16 protein-coding genes are annotated in these 21,145 nt (G+C 66.8%); 10 read left to right on the forward strand and 6 right to left on the reverse strand.

Features of this window, described 5'->3' with window-relative positions; translation table 11 throughout:
• Nucleotides 1–5: 5 nt before the first annotated feature.
• Nucleotides 6–1,403 (reverse strand): DUF1501 domain-containing protein, encoded by a 1,398-nt coding sequence (locus GA615_RS11505; protein ID WP_152051443.1) that lies wholly within the window; start codon nucleotides 1,401–1,403, stop codon nucleotides 6–8.
• A 1,385-nt stretch (nucleotides 1,404–2,788) separates the two neighbouring features.
• On the opposite strand from GA615_RS11505, the gene GA615_RS11510 reads away from it, so the two are divergent.
• From GA615_RS11510 to GA615_RS11520, 3 genes are all read left to right on the forward strand, one after another.
• The gene (locus tag GA615_RS11510) at nucleotides 2,789–5,689 is read left to right on the forward strand and encodes a valine--tRNA ligase (RefSeq protein WP_152051444.1); all 2,901 of its coding nucleotides are present in this window, start codon (nucleotides 2,789–2,791) and stop codon (nucleotides 5,687–5,689) included.
• A gap of 152 nt (nucleotides 5,690–5,841) precedes the next feature.
• Nucleotides 5,842–6,225 carry a bifunctional nuclease family protein gene (locus GA615_RS11515; protein WP_152051573.1) on the forward strand — a complete coding sequence of 128 codons (384 nt, stop codon included), beginning with the start codon at nucleotides 5,842–5,844 and terminating at the stop codon, nucleotides 6,223–6,225.
• 130 nt (nucleotides 6,226–6,355) lie between these two features.
• Nucleotides 6,356–6,823, forward strand: a complete 468-nt coding sequence (locus GA615_RS11520) for a hypothetical protein (RefSeq protein WP_152051445.1) — start codon at nucleotides 6,356–6,358, stop codon at nucleotides 6,821–6,823.
• Between the two features lie 30 nt (nucleotides 6,824–6,853).
• On the opposite strand, the gene GA615_RS11525 is transcribed toward GA615_RS11520, so the two are convergent.
• Complete coding sequence (locus GA615_RS11525) at nucleotides 6,854–7,555, reverse strand: metallophosphoesterase family protein (RefSeq protein ID WP_152051446.1); 702 nt, start codon at nucleotides 7,553–7,555, stop codon at nucleotides 6,854–6,856.
• Between the two features lie 202 nt (nucleotides 7,556–7,757).
• On the opposite strand from GA615_RS11525, the gene GA615_RS11530 reads away from it, so the two are divergent.
• Nucleotides 7,758–8,699, forward strand: a complete 942-nt coding sequence (locus GA615_RS11530; protein ID WP_152051447.1) for a hypothetical protein — start codon at nucleotides 7,758–7,760, stop codon at nucleotides 8,697–8,699.
• 42 nt (nucleotides 8,700–8,741) lie between these two features.
• Here the strand turns inward: GA615_RS11530 and GA615_RS11535 are convergent, their stop codons facing one another.
• From GA615_RS11535 to GA615_RS11550, 4 genes are all read right to left on the reverse strand, one after another.
• Complete coding sequence (locus GA615_RS11535; RefSeq protein ID WP_152051448.1) at nucleotides 8,742–9,773, reverse strand: tetratricopeptide repeat protein; 1,032 nt, start codon at nucleotides 9,771–9,773, stop codon at nucleotides 8,742–8,744.
• Between the two features lie 130 nt (nucleotides 9,774–9,903).
• Nucleotides 9,904–10,365, reverse strand: a complete 462-nt coding sequence (locus tag GA615_RS11540) for a DUF29 domain-containing protein (protein ID WP_152051449.1) — start codon at nucleotides 10,363–10,365, stop codon at nucleotides 9,904–9,906.
• A 171-nt stretch (nucleotides 10,366–10,536) separates the two neighbouring features.
• Nucleotides 10,537–12,513: a redoxin domain-containing protein gene (locus GA615_RS11545; RefSeq protein WP_152051450.1), complete on the reverse strand. Its 1,977-nt coding sequence runs from the start codon at nucleotides 12,511–12,513 to the stop codon at nucleotides 10,537–10,539.
• Nucleotides 12,514–12,745: 232 nt separating this feature from the next.
• Nucleotides 12,746–15,307, reverse strand: coding sequence for a response regulator (locus tag GA615_RS11550; protein ID WP_152051451.1), 2,562 nt, complete (start codon nucleotides 15,305–15,307; stop codon nucleotides 12,746–12,748).
• 572 nt (nucleotides 15,308–15,879) lie between these two features.
• Here GA615_RS11550 and GA615_RS11555 point away from each other — a divergent pair.
• The 6 genes from GA615_RS11555 to GA615_RS11580 all read left to right on the forward strand — a co-directional run bounded on the left by GA615_RS11555 (nucleotide 15,880) and on the right by GA615_RS11580 (nucleotide 21,076).
• Nucleotides 15,880–16,176, forward strand: a complete 297-nt coding sequence (locus GA615_RS11555; RefSeq protein ID WP_152051452.1) for a biotin/lipoyl-containing protein — start codon at nucleotides 15,880–15,882, stop codon at nucleotides 16,174–16,176.
• 2 nt (nucleotides 16,177–16,178) lie between these two features.
• Nucleotides 16,179–16,661 carry a bis(5'-nucleosyl)-tetraphosphatase gene (locus tag GA615_RS11560; protein WP_152051453.1) on the forward strand — a complete coding sequence of 161 codons (483 nt, stop codon included), beginning with the start codon at nucleotides 16,179–16,181 and terminating at the stop codon, nucleotides 16,659–16,661.
• Between the two features lie 70 nt (nucleotides 16,662–16,731).
• Nucleotides 16,732–17,415 carry a dTMP kinase gene (gene tmk / locus GA615_RS11565; RefSeq protein WP_201750166.1) on the forward strand — a complete coding sequence of 228 codons (684 nt, stop codon included), beginning with the start codon at nucleotides 16,732–16,734 and terminating at the stop codon, nucleotides 17,413–17,415.
• Nucleotides 17,387–18,418 (forward strand): DNA polymerase III subunit delta', encoded by a 1,032-nt coding sequence (gene holB / locus GA615_RS11570; protein ID WP_152051454.1) that lies wholly within the window; start codon nucleotides 17,387–17,389, stop codon nucleotides 18,416–18,418. Before tmk ends, holB begins: the two co-directional genes overlap by 29 nt.
• Nucleotides 18,419–18,513: 95 nt before the next feature.
• Nucleotides 18,514–19,470 carry an SDR family NAD(P)-dependent oxidoreductase gene (locus tag GA615_RS11575; protein WP_152051455.1) on the forward strand — a complete coding sequence of 319 codons (957 nt, stop codon included), beginning with the start codon at nucleotides 18,514–18,516 and terminating at the stop codon, nucleotides 19,468–19,470.
• Between the two features lie 55 nt (nucleotides 19,471–19,525).
• On the forward strand, nucleotides 19,526–21,076 hold the full coding sequence (locus GA615_RS11580; RefSeq protein ID WP_152051456.1) for a glycerol-3-phosphate dehydrogenase/oxidase: 1,551 nt from the start codon (nucleotides 19,526–19,528) through the stop codon (nucleotides 21,074–21,076).
• Nucleotides 21,077–21,145: the final 69 nt, after the last annotated feature.

Here is a 21,145-nt window from a genome sequence, read left to right on the forward strand (position 1 = left end):
CTTGATTACACCGCCGACCCCGTATACAGCGGTTCGATCGGCGAACCCGTCACCAGTTGAATCGGCCGTCCCAGCATATCAATCACCTCGGTTTCTCCTGAGATGCCGAGTGCCCGATAGATCGTCGCCGCCAGGTCAGCCGGGGTGAACGCCATCGTGGCCGGATAGGCTCCCGACTTGTCCGACCGGCCGATCACCTGGCCCCCCTTCACCCCTGCTCCCGCAAAGGCGGCCGAAAACACCTGCGGCCAGTGGTCGCGCCCCACCATCGTCTGACCCGGCAGCATCGACAGCTTCGGCGTCCTGCCGAACTCGCCGGCCAGCACCACCAGGGTCTCATCCAGCAAGCCTCTCGCCTGCAAATCATCGAGCAAGGCAGACACCCCCTGATCGGTCGGCGGCAGCAGGTCCTCGCGCAAGCGTCGGAAAATATCCGCGTGCGAGTCCCACGTCTGCACCCGGCCCAGATTCACCTGCACGATCGGGATCTCCGCCTCGATCAACCGCCGGGCCAGCAAGAGCGACTGACCAAACATATGCCTCCCGTAACGGTCTCGCAGGTGATCCGGCTCCTCGGTCAGATCGAACGCCCGGCCCACCTGACCGCGCTGGAGCATCGTATACGCCTGCTCCCGCTGCTTCGAGAACGATTCCGCCTCGGCCTTCGCCTGCCAGATTTCCGTCTCCCTCGCCAACGCCTCGGCCAGCGCCCGCCGTCCTCCTAAGCGCTCGACGCTGAACCCCTCCGGCAGGGCCAGGTTCTCGACCTTGAAATCGTCTCGGTTCGGGTCCTGGGTCAACTGCCAAGGGTCGTACTTCGGGCCGAGGAACCCCGCGTGCTGCCCCGGCCAGGTCAAGGGGCCTTCCATCAAATAGGTCGGCAGCATCACCCCGCCCGGCAGGCCGTCGGCGTTCGGCCTCAGATACGACATGGCCGAGGCGTAACACGGGTAATCTCCCCGCGAGGCCACCTTGTCGAAAAACGCCCCCGGCTGCTCCTGGCCGGTCATCACCCAGTGGGTCGCGTTCAGGTGGTTGTTATGCTTATGCGACATCGTCCGAACCACGGCCAGCTTGTCCGCCCGTTCGGCCAGCCTCGGCATGTGCTCGGCGAAGTGGATGCCCGGTACGCTCGTGGGGATCGTCCCGTACTCCCCCCGAATCTCCGCCGGGGCCTCCGGCTTCGGGTCGAACGTCTCGTGATGGCTCGCCCCGCCGGTTTGGAAGATGAGGATCACGCCTCTCGCCTTCCGTGAGGGCGAAGTCGACGGCGATCCGTCGTCATTCCCCCTCGCCCGCGCCGCCAGCAACCCGGAGAGCCCCAGCCCCACGAATCCCGAGAACCCCACCTGCAAGAACTCTCGGCGAACGACCCCGTACGGGTGCTGATGCCCGAATGGCATGGCGATTCCTCCCCGGACAACCCCGCCCATCCTCCCGATCCATCGTCCGATCGGCCCCGACGCCGTCTCAACACGATGTTCAACTCGTGTTGAGCGTAGCCCGACCCACCCGCCCCGACAAGCGGAAAACCCCCGTCCGCCCTCGCCGCGGGCGCTCACCCCCTCGATCTTCGATCTCCCCGCGCCCGTTTCGGCCGAAAATTGTGACTCGACTGACCCCTTCCTTCGATACTATGGTTGTGCTTCGATGCACCGAGCATCCCCGAGCCTCGATCCACTCGCCCGGCCCTCTAATCAAAACACCAACGATTGGGATCCCCGACTCCAACCTGGAACCACCACCCAACCTCCCTTGGACCGCGCAGCCAACCCCTGTCGATGTCCACCATGACCCGCTCCCAGCTGAACGCAATCATGGACTCATGGATCCCTGGCCCTTCTTTGAGCCCCCTCTCTCCCGCTTCGCGTCGAGGCGAGCCGAGCGTCGCGCACCTCTTCCCCGCCGGGCCAGGCTTCTGGGAGAGACGATCGCAACTGCTGCGCGCACTCCTGACGAATCGAACCGGACGATCCTCGCATAACCCCAACATTCTCAAGAACTTCCGTTTTTCCCCCCTCCCGATTGTTGGCGCACCGGGTCGCGCACCGCAGGCGCACCAACCGCGCACCGCGCCTCGATCAACCCTCTCGACCTCGGGTGACCCCGGCCGGGTGGCACTGGTGGCGTGCCACCAGTGTCTCAGCCAGGCAGACGGTTCCAAACCCGGCACGCCCCAGAGGCCCATCGGCCGAGTCGATCGGAACCGCAACCTTTGGTTCCGTCGCCCAGAAACGAGCGCCAGACGCGGCGTCGGGGCTCAGGAACACTGGTGGCACGCCACCAGTGCCACCCGACAGCCACCCCGACGCGTGCCGGACCGTTCGAGACGATCGCCCCTTGCCGCGTTCTCTGTTCACGAAACGGATCGAGACAACTTCGCGCAAACCCAGAATGGACAATCGCTTCCGTCTCAACCCTCCCGCAATTTCCAGCGCACCGCAGGCGCACCGGCCCGCGCACCTGAGGCGCATCAACCGCACAATGTGCCCCGATCCGCCCGCTCAACCGCCTGCCTGACGAAACGAACCCATTCGCCTCGCTCCGGGTCTGGAATCATCGCCCGAGCGTGTGACGAAACGATCCCATCCGCTACCCAAACCGCATCAGCAAACCCGTTCCCTACAAACACCTTCCGCCATCTCGCCCGGCTGTGTCCGCAGCGCACTGCACGCGCACCGGATGGCGCACCGCAGTGTATTGAACCGTCTCCAAGCTTCTGATTAACCGCCGGTCGCCAACGGCGCGGCCGCTCGCTCCCTTCGCCTGGAAACCCCCTCGACCGTCCATGAGTATCGCCGAGCAACTCCCGAAGCAGTACGACCCCCAGGACGCCCAGGCCCGCTGGTATCCCTTCTGGGTCGAGCGGAACTATTTCCAGGCCGACCCCGGCCGCGATGCGCCTCCGTACACCATCGTCATCCCCCCGCCGAACGTCACCGGCGCCTTGCACCTCGGCCACGCCCTGAACAACACGCTCCAGGACATCCTCATCCGATGGCGTCGGATGCAAGGCTTCGACACCCTCTGGATGCCCGGCACCGACCACGCCGGCATCGCCACTCAGGCCGTCGTCGAGAAGCGTCTCTTCACCGAGGAGCACAAGACCCGCCACGACATCGGCCGCGAGGCCCTCGTCTCCCGCATCTGGGCCTGGAAGCACGAGTACGAGGCCCGCATCCTCGGCCAGCTCCGCCTGATGGGATGCTCCTGCGACTGGTCGCGCACCCGGTTCACCCTCGATGACATCTGCGCCCGGGCCGTCCGCACGACCTTCTTCCGCCTGTTCAAGGAGGGCAAGATCTTCCGCGGCAAGCGCCTGGTCAACTGGGACACCCAGCTCCGCACCGCCGTCGCCGACGACGAGATCGAGTACAAGGAGACCGACGGGCACCTCTGGACCATCCGATACCCCGTCACCGGCTCCGACTCCGAGTCCCTCCAGGTCTCCACCACCCGCCCCGAGACGATGCTCGGCGACACCGCCGTCGCCGTCCATCCCGAGGACGAGCGCTACAAGCACCTGATCGGCAAGACGGTCACGCTCCCCTTGATCGGCCGGCCGATCCCCGTCATCGCCGACGCCATCCTGGTCGATCCGAAGTTCGGCACCGGCTGCGTCAAGGTCACCCCCGCCCACGACCCGAACGACTACCAGACCGGGCTGCGTAACCACCTCCCGCAGATCAATCTCCTGAACCCCGACGGCACCTACAACGAGAACGCCGGCCCCTACGCCAATCTCGACCGCCGCGAGGTCCGCAAGCGCGTCGTCGCCGACCTCGAAGCGCAGGGCCTGCTCGCCAAGACCGAGCCCTACACCAACCGCGTCGGCTACTCCGACCGCTCGAAGACCCCGATCGAGCCGTACCTCTCCGATCAGTGGTTCGTCCGCATGGCCGACGACGAATCCGGCTCCCCCGGCTTCGCCCAGCAAGCCATGGACGCCGTCACCTCCGGCCGCCTCAAGATCCACCCCGAACGCTACGCCAAGAGCTACCTCGACTGGCTCGGCGAGAAGCGCGACTGGTGCATCAGCCGGCAACTCTGGTGGGGCCACCGCATCCCCATCTGGCACTGCGGCACCTGCTCCGAGGCCGACCTGCAGCACGCCTTCGGCGACCGCCCCGACGTCTTCTGGAGCCCCGACGAATCCGGCTCCGGCTGGCTCATCTGCTCCGAGGCCGACCTGGCCCCCGACGCCCTCGGCCCCGATCACGCCATCGAGCAGGACCCCGACGTCCTCGACACCTGGTTCAGCTCGGCCCTCTGGCCGCACTCGACCCTCGGCTGGCCCGAGGCGACACCGGAGCTGCAGAAGTACTACCCGACCAGCGTCCTCTCGACCGCTCGGGACATCATCACCCTCTGGGTCGCCCGCATGGTCATCTTCGGCCAGTTCAACATGGGGGACGTGCCGTTCAAGGATGTTTACATCCATTCCGTGATCCAGGACGGCGACGGCAAGCGGATGTCGAAGTCGCTCGGCAACGGCGTCGACCCGGTCGACATCATCGAGACCTACGGCGCCGACGCCTTGCGGTTCACCCTCGCCTCCTCGGCGACCGAGACCCAGGACCTGCGGATGCCCGTCGAGCGCATCACCGACGACCAGGGGCGCATCGCCACCCGCAAAGGCCCCGGCCAGCCGATCGCGTTCGTCCCGGCCGACGAGGCGAAGGACCTGCCGAAGGAGCAGCTCGTCAACACCTCGAAGAAGTTCGAGGAGGGGCGCACCTTCCCCAACAAGTTCTGGAACGCCGCCCGCTTCGCCCTGATGAACCTGGAAGGCTACACCCCCGGCCCGGTTCGTGCCGAAGACCTGGCGGTCGAGGACCGCTGGATCCTCAGCCTCCTCCGCCGCGCCGCCGCCGACGCCACCGCCCAGCTCGACGCCTTCCGCTTCGCCGACCTGGCCAAGGGGCTCCGCGACTTCACCTGGAACGAGTTCTGCGACTGGTACGTCGAGTTCATCAAGAACCGCCTCCGCGACGAGGCCACCAAACCGGCCGCCCAGCGCGTGCTGGCGACCGTCCTCGACGGTCTCTGCCGCTTGCTCCACCCGGTCATGCCGTTCGTGACCGAGTCGGTCTGGCAGGCCCTCGGCGGCGTGGCGAAGTCTCGCGGCCTGCCCGAGCCGGCCGAGGCGGGCGAGAGCGTCTGCATCGCCTCCTGGCCCTCGTACCCCGACTCCTGGGACGACCCCGAGGCCGAGTACGACATCGCCCAGTGGCAGGAGAAGATCGCCGCCCTGCGGAACCTCCGCGCCGAGCGTGACGTGCCCAAGGCCGCGAAGATCGAGCCGATTCTCATTGCCCAGGGTCGCGCGGCCGAAGCATTGACGCGGGGGGCTTCGTACATTCAATCGCTCGTCGGGGCCGGATCGGTCACGGTCGCCCCCTCGGCCGATCGTCCGGGCGAGAGTGCCGTCACCGTCCTGTCCGACGCCGAGATCATCCTGCCGCTGGCCGGCCTGATCGACCCGAAGGCCGAGCTGGCCAAGCTCTCCAAGGCGAAGGCCGACCTGGAGAAGCAGCTCGGCGGCATCCGGTCGAAGCTCCGCAACGCCTCGTTCGTCGAGCGGGCCCCGGCCGAGGTCGTCGAGCAGCAGCGCACGCGCCTGACCGAGCTGGAAACGCAGCACGCGGCGCTCGTCGCCCGGATGGCCGAGCTGGGGGGCGGGTCATGATCGCCGAGAAGCACGCGAGCCTCCTCGTTGACCGGCGGGGGGAGCGCCCGTATCATCGACCAGGAACGGATTGGGACACGCGGCGGTCAGGGTCCGACGTTGGCCCAACCCACCCGCACAGGCCAAACGGGGCATTTGCCGTGGCCGTTCAGATGGCGCTGTCGCGCATCATCATCAGCGAAACCGGCGAGCAGCAGATCATCTACCTCAAGGAGGTCGGCGGCGAACGGACCTTTCCGATCGTCATCGGCATCTTCGAGGCGACCAGCATCGATCGCCGCGTCCGGGGGATCGTCCCCCCTCGCCCCCTGACGCACGACCTCTTGGCCAAGGCGGTCGAGCAACTGGGCGGCGAGATCCAGGACATTTACATCAACGATCTCCGCGATCACACGTATTTCGCCCAGCTCCGCATCCGCCACGAGGGGGAGCTGATCGAGGTCGATAGCCGCCCGAGCGACGCGATCGCCGTGGCCGTGACCGTCGATGCGCCGATCTACGTCTCGGAGGAGGTGATCGAGGAGGCCGGCCGCTGAGCCTTCGGCGGCACCCCCTGGACACGCCATCCTGTTCATGCGATCATCACGGGGTCGATTGGATCGGCCCCGCACCGCTGGTGGATGCGGGCCGCCCGGAAGGACTCCGCGAGGATCCTCGTCACTGGCGATGTGCGTCGGGATTGCCCTGGCATGGAGCGAACTGCCCACGGAGTTGATCGGGCGGCATCGGCTGGAGCGTCGAGCCCACGAGCGTGGGGGGGAGCGCGAGGTCCAGTTCCTCTTCCGCGACCGCGATCCCCGCTTGCCCATCTGGCGCGACGGCCGCTTGCAGATCGTCCGCTGGGGCAACTCCCGAGGCCAGAGCCGCTTCCTTCCCCGGACCGGCTGGACCTGGCGCGAGACGGTCGAATCCGGCGGCTGGCGGCACGCCGAGCCGGTGCTGATCGACATCCCCGCCACGCTCGGCCTGGAGCAAGGGGTCTGGTTCCGCATCCGCCAGGGGGTCCGCGGCATCCTCGTCCCCGACGAGCGCGGGTTCGCCGTGGCCTACATGATCTGCGAGCCGGCCACCCATTACTACCACATCATGACCCGCAGCCGGCGCATGCCCGTGCTCATCGGCGAGCACATTTAAGCAGTCGTCGATCGACTGGCCTCGCCCCGCTCAGGTGGCCGGCACGGAGCGAAGCTGGCCCCGGCGGTCGGCCTGCCAGAGCTGGCCCGAGTGCAGATCGAGCAAGGTCAGCCATCCCCCGCCATAGCAGTAGGTGTCGATGCAAACCACATGGCCCAGGTCGAGCACCTCGCCGTCCTTCTGCGAGGAGTGGCCGACGATCGCCGTCTTTCCCGAGTGGTGCCGATCGGGGACATGGTGGTGCAACGAGGTCCAGTAGAGCAGGTCCGTCGGCTGACTGGCCATCGGCAGACGCGGGTCGTAGTTGGCGTGCATGAACAGGAGCTGATCGGTTTCGTGCCAGTTGACCAGCCGGTTCAGAAACGCCCGGTGCTCCGGCGGCACATCCTCAAGCGCCCCGTACGACTCGATCGTCTCCAGGCCCCCGCACTGGGCCCAGACCCGCAGCAAGGGCTCATTCCAGAACTCGACGAGCCGCTTCGGGTCATCGTCGAGGACGTTCAGCGCCTCGATGAACATCAGGTCGTGGTTTCCCCTCAGCGGGACCAGCCGACAGCGGGATTCGAGGGCGATCAGGCGGTCGATGACCCGTCGGCTGTTGGGTCCGCGGTCGACATAATCGCCGAGGGTCACCAGGGTATCGTCCGGCCCAATCTGAGCGGCCTCGACCACGGCGTCGAGTGGGGCCGGGTAGCCGTGGATGTCTCCGAGGGCGAAAAGGCGTCCGGGCATGGGTGTCTCAGGCTGGCACGTCCCTGGCAGCAATTGCGGATCGACGCTCAATCCTTCCTACGGCCCAACGAACTGCTGGTGACGCCGGGGGCACCCTGGAATGCCCGTGGCCGTTCTCATAGCCTAGGACAATCGCCCCCGAGCGGCATCAGCACGCTCTTGAACCGACCCGAACCGAACCCCGCTGACCGGAGCCGGACGCATGGCCCGCACCCGATCGAACGATCCCGCAACCGACAGCACACCACCGGCCGATCCTTCGTCTGGGGCCACCGCAGCTCGATCGACGCGGCGGTCCCGAACCGACATGGCGCCGACGCCGCCGGTCAACGCCCCCCGAGACAACGACGAGGTCAACGTCGCCATTGCCGCGTCGGCCGAGTCGGGAGGAGGGACGATCACCGCCCGCAAGGCCGGCGGCCTGCGCGACGTGGGCCTGAGCGTCGATCCCCGAGCCGTCGGCCTGCCGGCCGCCTTGCAGCACCTGGCCAAGGGGGTCAATATCGCCTTCCAGACTGACTACGGCGAGAACTACCTCGAAGCCGTCTACCAGGCCGCCATCGTCTACGACGACGAGCTTCGGATCGTTCACAAGGAGTACTTCGGCTTCGGCAAGTCCTGGTTCAGCCAGTTCGGCAAGCTCTTGCGGTCGATGCAACTGACCTTCGACGGCCCCGACCCGGCCAGCCCCGAAGGCCAGCGAAGGATTCAGAGCAACGGCCCGGCCACGCTCCGAGGCATCCTCAACCTGTTCGGCCGCAAGCTCGACCTCGTCACCGAGTACGAAGACCGCGTGCCGGCCTACGTCGAGCAGATGTTCGACCGGCTCGAAGCCTCCGGCATCATCGACGGCTGGAACCGAGGGGACTGGAAGATCCGGACCACCCGGATCGGCCTCGACATCCGAGTCACCCCCGCCCAGGACATCCTCGACGAACTCGAGGCCAAGGAACACGCCAAGGCCCGCGCCCGCCGCGCCGCCCTTGAGGCCCAGGCCGAAGCGGAAGCCGAAGCCGAAGTCCAGGCCGAAGCCGAAGCCCAGGCCGAGGAGGACTCATCCTCCCAAGCCCAACCCTCCCGATCCTCGAAAGGCACATCGAAGTCAAAGGCGAGGCCAAAATCGAGGACGAAGAAGGAGAGCTGAAGGCCGCGCCCGAGTCTCGAACGCAGCCTTCAGACACTGGAATCACTCGTCACCCGAGAGGGCCTTGATCCGGGCCGCGGCAGTCGCGGCCTCGGGCGTGCCGGGGGCCTCGGCGACGACTCGCCGATAGAAGGTCAGGGCGCCGTCGGCCTTCCCCTGGCGTTCGAGCGACTGGCCGAGCCGAAGCAGCGAAGCGGCCTTGCGGCGTGCTTCGGGGTCGGAGGGAGCAGGCTCGTCGGTCGGCGGCGTCGGCCTCGGCGCCGGAGGAGTCTCCGCGCGGTCGGGGCGAGGGGAGTCGGTCGGCTCGGGTGACGGAGCGGGTTCGTCAGCCGGCCGCGAGGAGGTGAGCGAAGCCCGGAGCTTCCGGGCGTACTTCGCGGGGTTGGCGAGGACCTCATCGCGGCATCCGGAGCAGCAGACGGCGAAGGTCGAGCCACCGGCCGAGACGGTGATCGTGGCCGCGCCGCCGGTGACGATGCACTCAGGTCCCTTGACGGCAGCCCCTCCAGCGAAGTTCTCTCCTTCCTTGCCGAGGTTGGCTCGAATGAGGCGGTCGAACTGAGGGGAACCGGGCTCCTTGCGGTCGAACCAGAAGTCAGAGCGGATACCGTTGGCGTTGGGCCGGATCGTCAGGCGATCGTCACCGGCAGGGCTGGAGCGGTCGAGCGTCAGGGCGTTGGTCTTCTCATCTCGGGAACCGACATAAACGACCGGCGACCCGTCGGGATCGGTCCCTTCCAGGCGGTAGGTTTCGGAAGCCTCGTCGAAGGTGATCCGGGCAGAGTCAAGGACCTTGCCCCCTTCGATGGTCAGGGTCAGGCCAACCGTCTCGCCGCCTTGAAAGGCGTAGGCCCACTCGTGTGTTTCCCGCCAGCCACGCAGGGGATTCTCGGCCGGGACGGCTTGCCCTTTCCAGCGTCCGATGAGCGGTGCGTACGGCTCGAAGGCCGGCGGGACCGACGGCTCAACCCCTTCGGATTCGGACGCAGCGCGATCCTCCTGGAGCATTGCGGCCCTCGACGGATCAACGAGCATGAACGCGAACACCAAGATCATCAGGACACGAACACTCATAAATCGGACTCCCGGATACGGCTGCGTCGTGGAGGAGGCGGGCCTGACGATCTGGTTCCGTTGCGACGAAGGGGGATTCCCGGCGTTTCGAGCGGAGCGTGAGAGGCAACGGTCCCTCTAGGCCGGGAACTCACGGGAGGTCGTCCGCCTGTTCCGAAACGGTCAAGAGGTCGTCGATCGAGTACGGGCAGGAGGCGGGAAAGGTTGATCGTGGCAAACCGGTCTCGGACGATGCCTTGAGCGTGGCCGTAGCATAGGCATCCATCAAGATCGCTTCCGCATGATGACGAAGGAGCTTCGACTGGAGTAAGTCGACAAGTTCCGCACGTTGCAGGATGATCGTCGAGTACCAACTCCTCGACCGAAATTCCGTCTGAAATTGCCATTTCAAGAGATGCATCATCAGGACGGTCAACCGGCTCTTGACCTCACGACGATCTCGTTGAGCCATGTCTTCAAGAAACTCCGCCAGGTGGGCGAAATCGACTTCGTCAAGCTTCCCCTCGCGGATCAAGGCAGCGTTGGCGTCGAGCCAGGCGGTTTCATCCTGCTCGTAAAGCGCAGAGAGGTGGGCCGGGGTCGCCGTGGACATGGACGAGGTTGCCTCCGGTTCGATCGGGCCTTGAGAGTTCCCTTATACTCAATCGTACGATCCGAGAGACGAGGGGGCAACGCAAGACGACCGGCTCAGGCCGTTGCGAAAGGCTACGGCCGGCCGGTCGTCGGTAGGATCGTTCGCCGAGGATCGAAGCGAAATCGCCGGTTACTCAGACGAGCCGAGGGTCGCCACGTCGCCGATCTGGGGACGTTCCTCAGGGGAGAGGGGGAAGGTGACGTCGATGTAACCGATCATCATTTCTTCCCAGGTCTGATCTCCCCAGCGGACGGGAGAGGTCGGGTCGGGGTTGACGGGGTTCCCGGGCGAGTTGTCGAAGTGGGCCAGGCAGTCGAGCCGTTCGCCGGCGCGGAAGGACACGGGCCGGGCAAGCTCGTAGTAGCTTTGCCAGTTGAAGTCGTAGGCAGGGACATCGAGCAGGGTTTCGCTCGTGCCGTCGGCGTAGGTGGCCGAGTAGCGGAACGACTTGCCGCGCAGGTGCATGTGCGGCATGAAGGCGATCAGCTCGGCATCTCGGGGGAAGATGAAGCGGGAGGGAACCGGGTAGTTGGCGGCTTCCTCCTTCGCGTCCGGACCCGCGCCGGGGGGAATTTCGAAGCGGGGGTTGGCCACGCCGATGGTCACGGCTTCACGATCGACCGGCTCTTTGGCCAGCACGAGGCCGACCTTTGACTGGTCGATGCGGACCTTGCCGATGGGCGTGTAATGCAGCTCGAACAGCAACTCGGACCCCGCCGGAATGCGCTTGGCGGTGCCGGTCGGGTAGCGCGAGGGCATCTCACCGGGGGCGTAGCCGCAAAGGTGGATGCGATCGCGGCCCCCTCGATCGCCGTTCGGCGGGATGATGTAGGCGATGATGTGGTGAACGACCGCGCGGTCGGTCGGTCGGGCCTCGGCGGCCTGGACCCAGACATCCTTTTCGAAATTCAAAGGGACCCGGAAGCGCTGGTAGCGCTCGAAGCCTTCGGCCTTGATCGTGTACGGCTTGGGCATCTCGATGACGATGTCCGGCTCGCCGATGATCCAGCCCTCGGGCCAAGCGGCGGGAGGAGGCAGGTCGCTCGGGTCCCCCTCGGGAGCCCCTTGCTCGATCCAGGCGAGGATGGTGGCCCGTTCCTCGGGAGTCAGGCTGCGGTCGTTAGCGAAGTGATTGCCTTCGGGGAAGCGGGGGTCAGCGTGCCAGGGGGGCATCCGACGCAGGTCAACGACCTCCTGAATGCCATTGGTGCGGCGGGCGACCTCCTCGAAAGTGGTCAAGGAGAAGGGGCCGACCTCTCCGGGACGGTGGCAGGCTTCGCACTTGGCCTGGATGATCGGCGCGATGTGCTTGCTATAGGTGACCGGCCCGACCTCGTCGATGAGGGCGTCGGCGTTGGGGGCGATCTCGGCCCAGGCGGCTTCGAGGTCGGCCGAAGGGGGGCGGACACGGTCGGCGGCGGCAACCAGGCGGGTGACGCGATCGGCGATGTCGAGGCTCATCAGGTCGGTCACCTGCTCGCGGACCTCCTCCCGTTCGATCGGGCATCCGACGACCGAGGTGGCCGAGTTGTCCGGGCGTCGGCCGTCGAGCACGGCGTCGATCGCATCGGCCAGGTAGGCGCGGGTCGGTTCGTCTCGGGCGAAGCCGAGGCCGTACTGGTCGTCGATCGCTCCTCGGTAGCGAAGCACAGCCTTCTCGTCGAGGACGAGGACTTCACAGGTCCGTTCGGCGAGAAGCTGGTCGGCAACGACGTTCCCTTCGTCCTTCAAGCTGGGGAAGGAGAGGCCGAACTCGTCGGACTGGGCGACGATCTCGCCGATCGACTGGCTGCGGTTGGAGTTGATGGCCAGGAAGACGACTTCCTTGGGTTCGTAGCGCTCGGCCAGGGCCACCAGGCGGGGCATGTAGAGGTCGCCGATCGGGCAGTCGATGCCGGTGAAGATGAGGACGGCGGCCTTCTTCCCCCGGAAGTCGTACAGCGAAACGGGATCGCCGGTGCGGGCGTCGGGCAGGGTGAAATTGGGGACGCGATCACCGACGCCGCGCCCGAGCACTTCCTCGGCGGCGGTCGCGGTGCCGGTCGGAGTCATTGCCGGGGCGATCAGCAGGGCCACCAGGGACCATCGAAGCACTCGCAGACTCACGTCGCGCTCCTCGAAATCGTGCGGAGAGGGGACGGAAGATCAAATCCAGCGGTTGGTTCCGGCAATCCGGCCGCATCACGTCCGGATGCCACCGATGGGGGGGTGTCGCACCCGGCCCAGAGCGTCCGAGCGGCCCCTAGAGAATTACCCGGTCGTGTTGGCCCTGGTTTCGCCCAAAAGGCGAATCAGGTCAGCTCGAAGGCTCGGGCCGCTCCTGAGAGACCGATTTTGCTTACGGGCGGCGGGCCTCGGCCACGTAGCGATGAACCTCAGTGTAGTCGACCGGCTTGACTAGATGGAGGTCGAATCCGGAGTCGAGGCTTCGACGGCGGATCGTCTCACCATCGCGGGCGGTGACGGCGATCAAGGGGATGTCGGCCAGGTCCGGGTCGGCTCGGAGGGTGCGGGCGATCTCGTGCCCGTCCATCGGGCCGTCGAGGTGAAGGTCGCAGAGGACCAGATCGGGCCGAAATGATCGAGCCAGCTCCAGGGCGGTCGGGCCGTCGGCGGCCAGCTCAACGACATGGCCAATTCGTTCCAGGACGCGCTTGGCCACGACGGCGAGCGCTCGCTGATCCTCGACCAGCAAGATTCGGTAGGACGGGGGCGGGGTCAAGTCCGGTTCTTCGGCGATGGCCCGCAACGCGGGGGAACCTCCGGACGATTGCGAGGGAGGGGAGAACTCGGGCCGGGAACGATGCTCGGTTGCGGCCCCCGACCGGGAGGAGGGTGCCACCCGGATCAGACGGTCGAGGTCGGCCACGTCGATCGGCTTGGTCAGGTGGTGATCGATGCCGGCGGCCATGGCGCGATCACGGTCCCGACGCTCGCCGTAGCCGGAAAGGGCGATCAAGCGCGTTTCGGCCAGCGAGGGGAGCTTGCGGAGGCGTCTGGCCAGTTCGAAGCCGTCGAGGCCCGGCAAGCCGATGTCGAGGACCACGACCTCGGGTTCGAGCCGCTCGGCCGACTCCAGGCCCGAAGGACCATCGTAGGCCGTATCGACCCGGTGCCCATGATCTTCGAGCAGGCGTTGCAGGGCGCGGGCCATGTCGCGGTTGTCCTCGACCAGAAGCACATGACGCTGCTGATTCTGGTCGGCGTCGATCGGCAAGGGGGCCGATTCGACCGGCTCGGGAGCCTCGGCGGCGGGCAATCGGACGGTGAAGGTACTGCCCTGGCCGGGGCCTTCGCTGGCGACCTCGACGGTTCCGGAGTGCAGTTCGACGAGCCGACGCACGAGCGTCAGGCCGATGCCGAGCCCGCCTTGCTGGCGGTCGAGCGAGCGGTCGGCCTGGGCGAACAGGTCGAAGACCCGCTCTCGCATCTCGGCGTCGAGGCCGACGCCGTTGTCGATTACATCGATGCGGACCTGGCCGGGATGCTCAGGGTCGGGCCTTCCGTTCAGAACGATCCGGCCGCCCGAGGGGGTATACTTGGCGGCGTTGGTCAGCAAGTTGACCAGCACCTGCTCCAGGCGGATCGGGTCGGCCTGGACCCAGAGGGGCCGGGGGCTGATGGTCAGCTCCAGCCGATGCTGAAGCTCGGAGATGCTCGGCTGAACGACCCGGACGGCCTGTTCGGCCACCTGAGCCAGGTCGATCGACCGGCTTCGCAAGACGATCCGGCCGCGTTCGACCCGGGCCACGTCGAGCAGGTCATCGACGAGCCATCGCATGTGGGCGACCTGGCGTTCGAGGATCGGGAGGACGTCGTCCTCGTCCCGAGGCTCCTGGCGAGCGCTGTTGTGGAGCAAGGCGACGCCATAGGCCATCGCCGCGAGCGGGTTGCGCAGCTCGTGGGCGAGCATGGCGAGGAATTCGTCCTTGCGGCGGTCGGCATCGAGCAGCCGGGCCTCGGCCTGCTTCAAGGGGGTCACGTCGGTCAGGGTGACGATCGTGGCCAATCGACGACCAACCTCGTCGCGGATCGGTCCGGAATTGAGCAAAAGAACCGAGGGGGAATCGCCGCAGCGGAGCGTGACCTCAAGGTTTCGGATCGGCACGTCGCCGAAAATCTCGTTGATCGAGAGGGGCAAGCCGTGAGCGGGATCGGTCCCTTCAGCAGGAGAGACGCCGACATCACCCGGCGCGGCCTGCTGCAAGGGGAAGGCTTCGTCGAACCGCTGTCGCAAGGGATTACCGCCACAGAGGCGGTGAGCCTCTCGGCTGGCTCGCAGGACGAGCCCGGCCGGATCGCAAACGATAATCGCATCGACCGCCTGGTCAATGATCGATCGGGCCAGACGCTCGGAGGCCAGCAACTCCTCGTCGCGCTGATGACGAGACATATCGGTCATGGTCACAACGATCACGTCCAGATCGTCAACGGTCAGACGGCTGACGCCGAGGTGGACAGGCAGCGGCGGGCGACCACGCTGCTTGAGCCGCAAGTTTCCTTGCTCGGCCTGGTCGGTTCCGCCTCGAGCGGAGGCGATGAGCGCATCGAGATCGCTGACGGAATCGATCTCAAGAAAGTCGGTCAGGCGTTGACCAAGGAGCCGGTCGGTCGGCTCGCCGAGCAGGTCGAGCAGGGCTTGATTGGCGCGGAGAATTCGCCCCTGCAGATCGCAGACCGCCACGCCCTGGGCCATCAACTCAAGGATCTCCCGGTACGACCGATCGGCCCCATCGCGGATGAAGACCTGGGGAGTCCCTCCCCCCGGGATGATGATGGCGTCGGCCGCCCCGCTGTAGAGGGCTTCCAGGGCCTGCTCGGCCTGATCGGCCCGCTGGTTGGCGGCGTCGAGGGCTGCTTGCAGCGCTTCAAGAGTGGACGCGTCCGGATCCAAGGCCATACCTCAAACGCTCGATCTTGAAATCGCGTCCGAGACCGCGACTGGAGGCTCGAACCCACCTCTCGGGTTGGGAAGACCGGAGAGGGTGTTCGAGCGGACCTCAGGTCGATGGAAGCCTGGGCCTCGGCGGAGAGACGACGGGGGCGCCATGCCCCACCCGGTGCCCCCATGACGGGCCTCGGGACACTGCCTCGGAGAATCGACTCGAACAGGTGGAAAAACCCTCGCAATTTTCGGACCATTTTCGAGCAAGTCAGGCATTTTGAAGCCGTACGAGAGCGAAGAACCGGGACACGAAGGATGGTCGGGAGCGGAAGCACCGGGGCCGTCTCGATCCTGGGGGTTGATCGGTTCGGGTCCAGAACGCGGGAGGTTGAACAGGACTTTAATCGGGCTGCCGGAACAGCGTCAACGGCCGATCCGACTCGGAGGGCGGATCGGGCGATCGGCATAGATGTCTAGCAAGGCGACCCCGGCGGTGGTACAGTCAGAGAATCTGTCGCGAACCGGGAGAGCGATGCTGTCGCCGCCCGGCTCGCGGAATTGTCTAGACCGTCAGTCAGGGTTCGTCAATGCGCCTGGAGGCAGTCGTCCTGCCCAATCTGGGGACCGCCCCGGACGAGCCGATCATTATTAGCCACTGGTTCGCGGCTCGGGGAGCCGAGGTCTGGGAAGGGGACCGGCTGGTCGAAGTGCTGGTTGGCCCGGCCACCTTTGATGTTCCCGCGCCGTGCTCCGGCCGCCTGGCCGAGATCCGTGGCTATGAAGACGATCGGGTCTGGCCGGGGATGGTCCTGGGACTGCTTGCCGTGGGCGATGACGGCCCTGATCCCGACGCGCCGCCGTCGGATGAGACCGGATCCCGTTGACCATGAGTCCCTTCTTCGAGCGATCCGCCGGCGTCATTCCGTTCCGGATCGCCGAGGACGGAACCCCGCGCTATCTGGTGCTCCACTCGGCCACCGTCCGTAACCCGAGAGCACGCTGGGAGTTTCCCAAAGGGGGCATGGACCCCGGGGAAACCACCACGCAAACCGCCGCGCGCGAGTTCCAGGAAGAAACCTCGCTGACCGACTGGAGCTTCCGCCAGGGGTTCGAACGGAGCCTCTCGTACACCTATCTTCGCCAGGGGCGCAAGGTTCTCAAGACGGTCGTGTATTACATGGTCGAGGTGCACGACGCCTCGACCCTCGCCTGTTCGGCCGAGCATACGGCCGACCCGTTCGGCCACTGGCACCACTGGGGGACCTTCGAGGAGATTTCCCGGTATCTCTACCACGCAAAGATCCGTCAGCTCTTTGCCGACGCCCACGAGTGGCTGACCGGCGAGCCGGTTCGAGGGCCGGGACGGTAATGGCCCGGCCTGTGATCCCTCGGTTTCACCTCGTCTCCCTCAGCCCGGTCGCCGCGAGCTTGAATTCCGCATGAACACGCCCGCCCAACCCGATCCGCTGACGGTTGCCGGCCCCGGCCGCGATGCGAAGGGGATGTTCCTCTGCCTCGAAGGCCCCGACGGCGCGGGGAAGTCGACCCAGGCCGCTCGGCTGGTCGAAACCCTGCAAGGGCTCGGCCTTTCCGTCGTCTCGTGCCGCGATCCCGGCGGCACGCCGCTCGGCGACCGGCTCCGGAGCCTCCTGCTCGATCGGGACAGCGTTCCGATGGGCATGCGGGCCGAGATGCTGCTTTACATGGCCAGTAGAGCTCAGATGGTCGATCAGGTTATTCGCCCGAATCTGGAGGCGGGGCGGGTGGTCGTGTCGGATCGCTACCTGCTCAGCAACGTGGTTTACCAGGGCCATGCGGGGGGCCTGGAGGTCGGGGAGCTCTGGAGTGTCGGCCGGGCGGCCATCGGCGGGGTGATGCCCGACCTGACCCTCCTGATCGACGTGCCCGAGGCGGTGGCTCGCTCCCGGACCGGAGGGCCGAGGGACCGGATCGAGGACCGAGGGGACGGCTATCGCTCCCGCGTTCGCAACGGATTTCTTGAGGCGGCCCGATCGTATCCCGCGCCGATCGTCGTGATCGACGGGGCGAGGACACCGGACGAGGTCGCCGGCCGGATCGAAGGAGAGGTGCTGCGTGTCCTGGGGATCGGTCCGCGGTCATGATCGGGTGGTGGACGACCTGCGCAGGGCGGCCTCCAGTGGGCGATTCCCGCATGCGCTGCTGTTCGTCGGGCCGGAGGGGATCGGCAAGCGGACGTTCGCCCGACGCCTGGCGCAGGCCCTGTTCTGCGAGCGACAGGCCGAGGGGTTGCTCGACCCTTGCGGCGAGTGCGCATCGTGCCGTCAGGTCGTCTCGGGAGATCACCCCGACCTGCACGAGGTCGGCCGCCCCGAGGACAAGCATGAGCTGCCGATCGCCGTCATCCGAGACCTCTGCCATGACCTGAGCCTCAAGCCCATGCGAGGCACCCGCAAGGTCGCCATCGTCGACGACGCCGACCACTTCAACGAAGAAGCGGCCAATGCCTTCCTGAAGACCCTGGAGGAGCCTCCCGACGGCGCGGTCCTGATCCTGATCGGTACGTCGTCTGAGTTGCAGCTTGATACGATCCTCTCGCGCTGCCGGGTCGTGCGGTTCGATCCCTTGCCCGAGGCGGAGCTGGCGGCGATCCTCCGCGATCGCGACCCCGAGGCCGACCCGAGCGAGGCCGACCGGCTCGCCCGGTTGGGGGAGGGGAGTGTCTCCCGAGCCCTCAGCCTGGCCGACCCCGAGTTGACGAGCTTCCGCCGACGCCTGGTCGACGAGCTGGCCGACGCCAGGCCGCTTGATGCGCCCGACCTCGCCCGACGGCTGGAGGAGTTCATCAAGGACGCGGGGAAGGAGAGCCTCGTCCAGCGGACCCGAGCGGCCGCGATCTTCGGCGAGCTGGCCCGGTTTTTCCGGGTCGTGCTCTGGCAAGGGGCCGGGCTCGATCCGCCGGCCCCCGACCCGTCCGACCGTCGAGCCGCCGCCGCTCTGGCCGATCGGCTCGAACCCGAGGATGTTTACTTGCTGGTCGAACGCTGCCTGGAAGCCGATTATCACTTGCGCAGGCGGGTCTATCTCCCCTTGCTTGTGGATGCCCTGGCGCGAGACCTGGGACGCTTGCTTTCCGGGCTTCGCTGAGGCGGCAGTGACCGGCGGCGATCGGCCATCGAGGGCGGGTCGAGTCATGATGCACGGTGTCGGGTCCAGGCCAGGCAATTGGCAAGGAGTCAAGGATGACGGCAACCAACAGGCCCAGGACGATCTTGATCACCGGGGCCTCGTCGGGGCTCGGCGCCGCGATGGCTCGGGAGCTGGGCAGGGGAGGGCATCGACTCGCTCTGGTCGCCCGCAGGGCGGATCGGCTGGAGCAGGTGGCTCGGGACGTTCAGGACCGGGGAGGATCGGCCCTGGCGATCACCGACGACCTGGCCGATCCCGACGCTCCTGGTCGGATCGTCGCACAAACCACTGAGTACTTCGGACGCCTCGACGCGCTGATCAACAACGCAGGCATCGGCCTGCCCCACTACTTCGGCCGCTCCGATCCGGCGAACCTTCGGACCCAGCTTGAGGTGAACTTTATCGCTCCCGTGATGCTCACGAGGCTGGCCTTGCCGCACCTGATCGCATCCAAAGGGGTGGTCATCTCCATTGGCTCAGCCATTGTGCAAATTCCCAACCCGATGCTCGGGGCGTACGGGGCGACCAAGGCAGGGCTGGCCTACTGGTCCGATGCGCTCCGGCGCGAGCTGGCGGTGCAGGGAGTTCGGGTCTGCCTGGTCGAGCTGGGTCCGGTCGAGACCGAATTCTTCGACGCGGTCGGCCGGCTGGGAGAAGAAGCGGGCAGCCAGGTCGATCACGCGCCTCCCGGAACCGTCTACAACGCCATGAGGGATCGGCCCCCCGCGATTCTCTCGGCACCGGTCGAGGAGGCGGCGCGGCGGATCGCCCGATTGCTCGATCAGCCTTGCCCCCGGCTGGCGCTACGTCGTCGGGTCGTCTGGCCGGTTCGCCTGATGGGGGCCTTCTTCCGGATTGTTCCGGGGCTGGCCGACCTGGGCATCTCGGCCATGATCCGCCGGATCGACCGCGAGGAGGCCCGGGCCGCGGCGGCACTGACCGCCGTTCGGGGAGGAGTCGGTGGCCGCGGCCCGCGGAACGGGGCACACTCGGGGAATCGAACCCCTTGATCCGAAAGCTCGCCCGACGAGGGCCGAGCCTTCCAGGACCTTGAGGAGCAACCTTATGCGCCGCCAGATGCTCGACGCGATCCGAGACGGCTCGACCTGGGATCTGGTCGTCGTGGGAGGGGGCTCGACCGGCCTCGGAACGGCCCTCGATGCCGCGTCTCGCGGCTACAAAACCCTGCTTCTGGAAGCCAGAGACTTCGCGCAGGGCACCTCCAGCCGGAGCACGAAACTCGTTCACGGCGGGGTCCGATACCTGGCCGGTGGTCAGGTGGGGCTCGTCCGCGAGGCGCTCCGCGAGCGAGGACGGTTGCGCGAGAATGCCCCGCACCTGGTCTTCGCCAGTCCGTTCCTGGTGCCGACCTATTCCCGGTTCGACCTCTTGCAGTATGGCACCGGATTGACGCTTTACGACCTGCTCGCCGGGAGTCGGAGTTTCGGCCGATCGCGGTGGGTCGGCGCGAGCGAGGCGAAGGAGCGCGTCCCCTCGTTGCGGACCCAGGGCCTTCGCGGAGGGATTCTCTACTACGACGGTCAGTTCGACGACGCCCGCCTGGCCATCGCCCTGATGCGGACGGTTCTTGATCAGGGGGGGATCGCCCTGAACTGGGCTCCCGTGACGAAGATCGTTCACGAACACGGTCGGGTCGCGGGGGTCGAGGCGCGGGACGAGGAAACCGGCGAGATCTTGCGCATCGCGGCTCGGGTGGTCGTCAATGCCGGAGGGGTCTTCGCCGACACAATCCGACACCTCGACCAGCCCGACGCCCGACCGATGATCCGGGCGAGCCGAGGGTCTCACCTGGTGCTGGACCGCTCGGTCTTGCCGGGAACAACCGCCGTGATGGTGCCGAAGACCGACGACGGGCGGGTCTTGTTCCTGATTCCGTGGCTCGACCGGGTAATCCTCGGCACGACCGACACGCCGGTCGAGGGATTGCCGATCGAGCCGAAACCCTCGGCCGAGGAAGTGGCCTACATGCTCGATCACGCCGGGCGCTACCTGGCGAAGCCTCCCGAGCGGGAGGAGGTACGGAGTGTCTTCGCCGGACTTCGGCCTTTGATCGATCACGCCGGGGTCAAATCGACGGCCAAGCTCTCCCGGGAACACTCGGTGCTGGTCTCCGAATCAGGGCTGGTGACGATCACCGGCGGCAAGTGGACGACCTACCGCGTGATGGCGTCGAACGCAGTCGATCGGGCCGCGAAGGTCGGCAAGTTGCCGGATCGGCCGTGCAAGACGGCCTCGCTCCGGCTCCGAGGGGCGACAGACGCACCGGCCGAGGACTCGCTGGGTGAGTACGGTTCGGATGCCCCCGAACTGCGGGCCTTGCTCCGCTCGAAACCCGGTTGGGACAAGCCCTTTCACCCGAGCCTTTCGACCCGACTCGGCGAGGTGGCCTGGGCGGCCCGCTTCGAGATGGCCAGGAAGGTCGAGGACGTGCTCGCCCGCCGATCCCGCTGCCTGCTGCTCGACGCCCGAGCGAGTCTCGACGCCGCCCCGAAGGTCGCCGCCGTGCTGGCCGAGGAACTCGGCCACGACGAAACCTGGCAGGCCGATCAGGTCCGGGCGTTTCGATCCCTGGCCGAAGGGTATCTCTTGCCCTGATCGGGCAGGGAAAGGGACGCCCGAACAAGATGAAGGGCTTCGGGTTGCACCGCCTCGACGCGGTGGGCG

Source organism: Tautonia marina (assembly GCF_009177065.1).
In the GTDB taxonomy this organism is placed as follows: Bacteria; Planctomycetota; Planctomycetia; order Isosphaerales; family Isosphaeraceae; genus Tautonia; species Tautonia marina.